Source organism: Bacillus sp. GMs2/2, assembly GCF_050172095.1.
In the GTDB taxonomy this organism is placed as follows: Bacteria; Bacillota; Bacilli; order Bacillales; family Bacillaceae_G; genus Bacillus_A; species Bacillus_A cereus.
Genome location: NZ_JBNLYE010000339.1, coordinates 1 through 4,131, shown reverse-complemented (window position 1 = coordinate 4,131; position 4,131 = coordinate 1). Strand labels below are relative to the sequence as shown.

Here is a 4,131-nt window from a genome sequence, read left to right as displayed (position 1 = left end):
AAATCATTATCATCACCATTTTTCAAGTGAGTATATTATTTTATTTGAGGTATTATCTATTCATGATATGTTAGAAGAATTAAAACAAATATCCGAGAAATATGAGTGGGGAAATCGATTCAATTGATAAGTTCATTTTATTGTGGGGGAAATAGTATGACACTTTATATTGCATTACTAAGAGGAATCAATGTCGGTGGACATAAAGTAATCAAAATGGCTGAGTTAAAACAAGTGAAAACGTATATACAGAGTGGTAATATCGTGTTCGAATCTAAGGAAGATATAAACTTTCTAAAAGACCGAATACAAACGGAAATAAAAAATGAATTTGATTTCGATGTTCCAGTCATGCTAAGAACACATGATGAATTTATAAATATTATTAAGCAATGTCCGTATGAAGTTCATTCATTGTTAGAAGGAGAAAGTGTTCATGTTGCTTTTTTAGCTAATGTACTTTCTGAAGAAGAGAGTAGTCAATTGCTTATATTTAAAAGTGAACTTGAAGATTGCTATATAGATGAGAAAGTCGTTTATTTGTTTTTCAAAAATAGCATTCGAAATTCTAAATTAATGAACCAGTTTCAGAAGTTACATACACCAGCTACAGTTAGGAATTGGCGGACTGTGAACAAATTAAAAGCAATTGTAGAGGGTATGTAAATATAAATAAAAAGATGAGGTTTTCTACATGTAGAAAACCTCATCTTTTTATTTATATTGTTTTGCAACTACGAGTTCGACAATAGGATAAATAAAGAAGGAAGAGCAAATTGCGATGAACAGAGGGAGGTTTTTTACTCCATCTAAATTAGCCCCCATAGAAAATCCTTCAGAGAAGATTAATATAAGGAACATTACAACTACAAGCACAAAATATGCAATTTTAAAGCTTTTATATGTAATTTGTTGTCCCATTTCATCTTGACTTTCTTCTGATACACCGTGGGGATCTCCCCAAGTAATGTAATTAATTAAATTACTAAGTATTAACGAAATAGCAAAAATCGTACCGCCCAAAATAGAACCTTCAGTTATGTATTTATATGTGCCATGTACTAGTATTGCAATTAATGCTAAAACAATGATTATAAAAATAGTTTTTTTAGTATTCAATAAATAATTGCCCCCTCGATTGTAAAAAACTCTTTACAAATATAAGTATAAAATTGGCAAAGTATCATGTCAAATACTTTTTACACGAAATATGTAAGTATGCAATATTTTGGTTTTATGATAAATAAAAAATTACAATACATTTGAATGTAAAAGAATGGGCTCGCATATATTTGGAAGGGATGTCAGATTAATTTAGGGGGTAGTTATGTCTATACTTTTAAAAGCTGGTGCAGATGCAGGAAACAACGGTTTGAAGTTAATGGTGAAAGGGCAAGACCCTATTTTTATTCCGAGTATTTATTCTTTATATATAGGTGAGCCTACAGGACTCTTAGATGAGGTAGATGTTTCATTATCTGAATTAGAAAACCACATTGATGTGACTATAAGTTCGCCATCGTTAATGCTAAATAATGTACGATACATCGTTGGAGAAAAAGTCATTCAAGATCAATTAAAAGGTACTGAGGTAGAGAAGAAATCAAATAAGTCAACGGATGAGTTAATGGTTATTACAATACTATCAGGTTTGGCGGTAAGCGCTATGCGTCAAAGTCCAACTTCTAGCCATATTAATATTCGTTATGATTTATCTGTCGCTCTTCCTATGCAGCTTATTACACAAGAAATAGCTGCTGAAAATGCAAAACGTTATATGGGAAATCATAAGGTTATTTTTCATTATCCGAACGGACGCGATGTGACAATTAATGTTTCAATTGAGTATTGTAAATGCCTGCCTGAGGGTGCTTCTGGGACGTGGGGCATTGTATACGATGAAGAAGGAAATGTTGTGAAACATAAAATAGAATGTGAGCAAAATCAAGTTTCTGAAATTGATTTTGTAGATAAAACTCTACTCTCTTTTGATATTGGCGCAGGGACGACAGAAGAAGTCGTTTCATTAGGGGTGAATTTCCGTCCGCAACTAAGTAAAGGTTTATCTTATGGTGTAAAAGAGACGTTACTACAAATCATTACGAGATGGAACCGGAAGTATCCAACTAAGACGATTGATAGTATTACAGAATTCAATCAAATTTATTTAAATGATAAGCATCCGAGAAATACCTTATTAGTTGAGGAATCACAGCCAGCGCTATTAGGTTTAGCAGCGCGTGTTGCAACAGATATTATAAATAAAATTGATGATATGAAAGACGATCCATACGTGTTTATTTATGGCGGGGGTGCAGTAATTATTAAAAACAGTTTAAAAATGATTTTAAAGCAAAAAGGACGACTCAAAAATGTAATCTTTGTAGATAATCCGTTATTTACAAATGCACGAGGATTATTAGTCTATACTTGTTCGCCAAAATATAGAGAGCATAAGCAAAAAGAGTTAGGATTTACAAACTTAACGATAAGTTAGTTGGTGGAAGTATGCGATCTAGGCGATATAAACGTGGTGATCGAGTAAAAATCAATATTCATAAATCGGTATCACCTGAAATGCTTGCGTGGCTGAATAAACAATCAAATCCAACTAATTTCTTCTTCTTTGCTGCGCAGCAACTATTCAAACAAGTAGGAGATATTGACGTTTCTAAAGCTTTACCAAGCAGCCATGTTTTCTCATTATATGTGGAGCCTTCATCCTTATTAAAAGTCGAAGTAAACCCTTTTAAAAACATGACACTAGACACAAATACATCCACTGAAAATGCAAAAAAAAAATTATGGGAATCTGTTGATCAATTAGATTGTCCATTTTTTTAAACATAGAAAAATATAAGAAGTCCCCATCACTATACATACGAATACAGTGATGGGGTTTTGTTTGTAAATGGAAGGGGCACAATACAATTTGTGACCCTTCCATTAGTTATTTATCTAAATTTTAGATGTATGTTTAGAAACAGCATTAATTATGCTTTCCCAGTCATCTGGATGGTTTTCATGGCCTGCCCCTTTAAGAGTTAATAGTACTGAGTTTGGAATTTCATCAATTAGTGCGAGGCCATGTTCAAATGGTAGTGCTGTATCGTCTGTTCCGTGAATAACTAATGTAGGTGCTTGTATGGATTGAAGTACACCTTCATATGCATCATCACCTTGAAGTAAAGCGTGATTAAACATACTTAATAAATTGTTTGCGCGTTCTATTTCTTGTTTTACTTGTTTATAAACTCTATTTTCATCAAATATTCGTTCTGATCCACATAATAGACGAGATCCTGAAACTAAATACTCTGCCACATCATTTTTATTTGTCCAATCTATACTTGTGCCATTTACATGATGTGTTAAAATCCTTTCATCCATTGGAGGTAAATCGCGAGTATTGTCATCAGATCCTATTACACTAGTCGCTAGTAAAGTTAGCGTCAAAATTCTTTCGGGATGTTTTACAGCGGCAATTTGAGCAATCATACCACCTAATGACATACCAAATAGGTGAGCTTTATCAATATGATAAGCATCTAGTACTCCAATTGCATCTTCAGCCATATCTGTTACTGTATAATTGGAAGTTCTAGGTTCATAGGCAACAGAGCGTCCAACATCACGGTTATCAAAGCGAATAACAAACTTCCCCGTACTAGCCAACAGCTCACAAAACTCTTCATCCCAATAAACCATGGAACATGTAGCGCCCATAATTAATAAAATAGCAGGGTTCTTAGGGTTCCCAAAGCTTTCTGTACATATATCAATTCCGTTTATTTTAAATATCTTTTCACTCATATAGTTAGGCCTCATTTCTTTTGAATTTGATCAATAAAACAGTTTTGGATGATTCTAAGATGTGTGTAAGATTCGTGGTGGAATTCATCCCGCTATTTGCTGGGCAGTAAGAGTCCCATCTTAAAATTCAGGGAAAGTAAAGAAGTTGGGAGGGGACCAACTTCCCGAAAAAGCCCGATTGGCGAGAGTTGATTAAAGTTTCACTTTATAATGCTTCTTGCATAATTACCCCCAAAAATAATTATATGTTAATTCAAGGCAAAAAATTTTGAGAAATAATTGTATGTTATTAAAATAAACAGCAAGGAGGAGAGGAAA

5 protein-coding genes are annotated in these 4,131 nt (G+C 33.4%); 3 read left to right on the top strand and 2 right to left on the bottom strand.

Features of this window, described 5'->3' with window-relative positions; genetic code table 11:
* The first annotated feature begins 156 nt into the window (after positions 1-156).
* On the top strand, positions 157-666 hold the full coding sequence (locus ACQGS6_RS23800; protein WP_426965704.1) for a DUF1697 domain-containing protein: 510 nt from the start codon (positions 157-159) through the stop codon (positions 664-666).
* Positions 667-714: 48 nt separating this feature from the next.
* Here ACQGS6_RS23800 and ACQGS6_RS23795 read toward each other — a convergent pair whose 3' ends face one another.
* Complete coding sequence (locus tag ACQGS6_RS23795) at positions 715-1,119, bottom strand: hypothetical protein (RefSeq protein WP_001093144.1); 405 nt, start codon at positions 1,117-1,119, stop codon at positions 715-717.
* A 208-nt stretch (positions 1,120-1,327) separates the two neighbouring features.
* On the opposite strand from ACQGS6_RS23795, the gene ACQGS6_RS23790 reads away from it, so the two are divergent.
* Both ACQGS6_RS23790 and ACQGS6_RS23785 read left to right on the top strand, forming a co-directional pair.
* Complete coding sequence (locus tag ACQGS6_RS23790; RefSeq protein ID WP_000025622.1) at positions 1,328-2,497, top strand: ParM/StbA family protein; 1,170 nt, start codon at positions 1,328-1,330, stop codon at positions 2,495-2,497.
* Positions 2,498-2,508: 11 nt separating this feature from the next.
* The gene (locus tag ACQGS6_RS23785; RefSeq protein WP_001257760.1) at positions 2,509-2,844 is read left to right on the top strand and encodes a hypothetical protein; all 336 of its coding nucleotides are present in this window, start codon (positions 2,509-2,511) and stop codon (positions 2,842-2,844) included.
* Between the two features lie 114 nt (positions 2,845-2,958).
* Here the strand turns inward: ACQGS6_RS23785 and ACQGS6_RS23780 are convergent, their stop codons facing one another.
* On the bottom strand, positions 2,959-3,813 hold the full coding sequence (locus ACQGS6_RS23780) for an alpha/beta fold hydrolase (protein ID WP_001290774.1): 855 nt from the start codon (positions 3,811-3,813) through the stop codon (positions 2,959-2,961).
* Between the last annotated feature and the right edge of the window lie 318 nt (positions 3,814-4,131).

Coding starts and splice junctions, on each gene's coding strand:
- ACQGS6_RS23800 (WP_426965704.1), top strand. CDS start 157: ATGACACTTTATATTGCATTACTAAGAGGAATCAATGTCGGTGGACAT.
- ACQGS6_RS23790 (WP_000025622.1), top strand. CDS start 1,328: ATGTCTATACTTTTAAAAGCTGGTGCAGATGCAGGAAACAACGGTTTG.
- ACQGS6_RS23785 (WP_001257760.1), top strand. CDS start 2,509: ATGCGATCTAGGCGATATAAACGTGGTGATCGAGTAAAAATCAATATT.
- ACQGS6_RS23780 (WP_001290774.1), bottom strand. CDS start 3,813: ATGAGTGAAAAGATATTTAAAATAAACGGAATTGATATATGTACAGAA.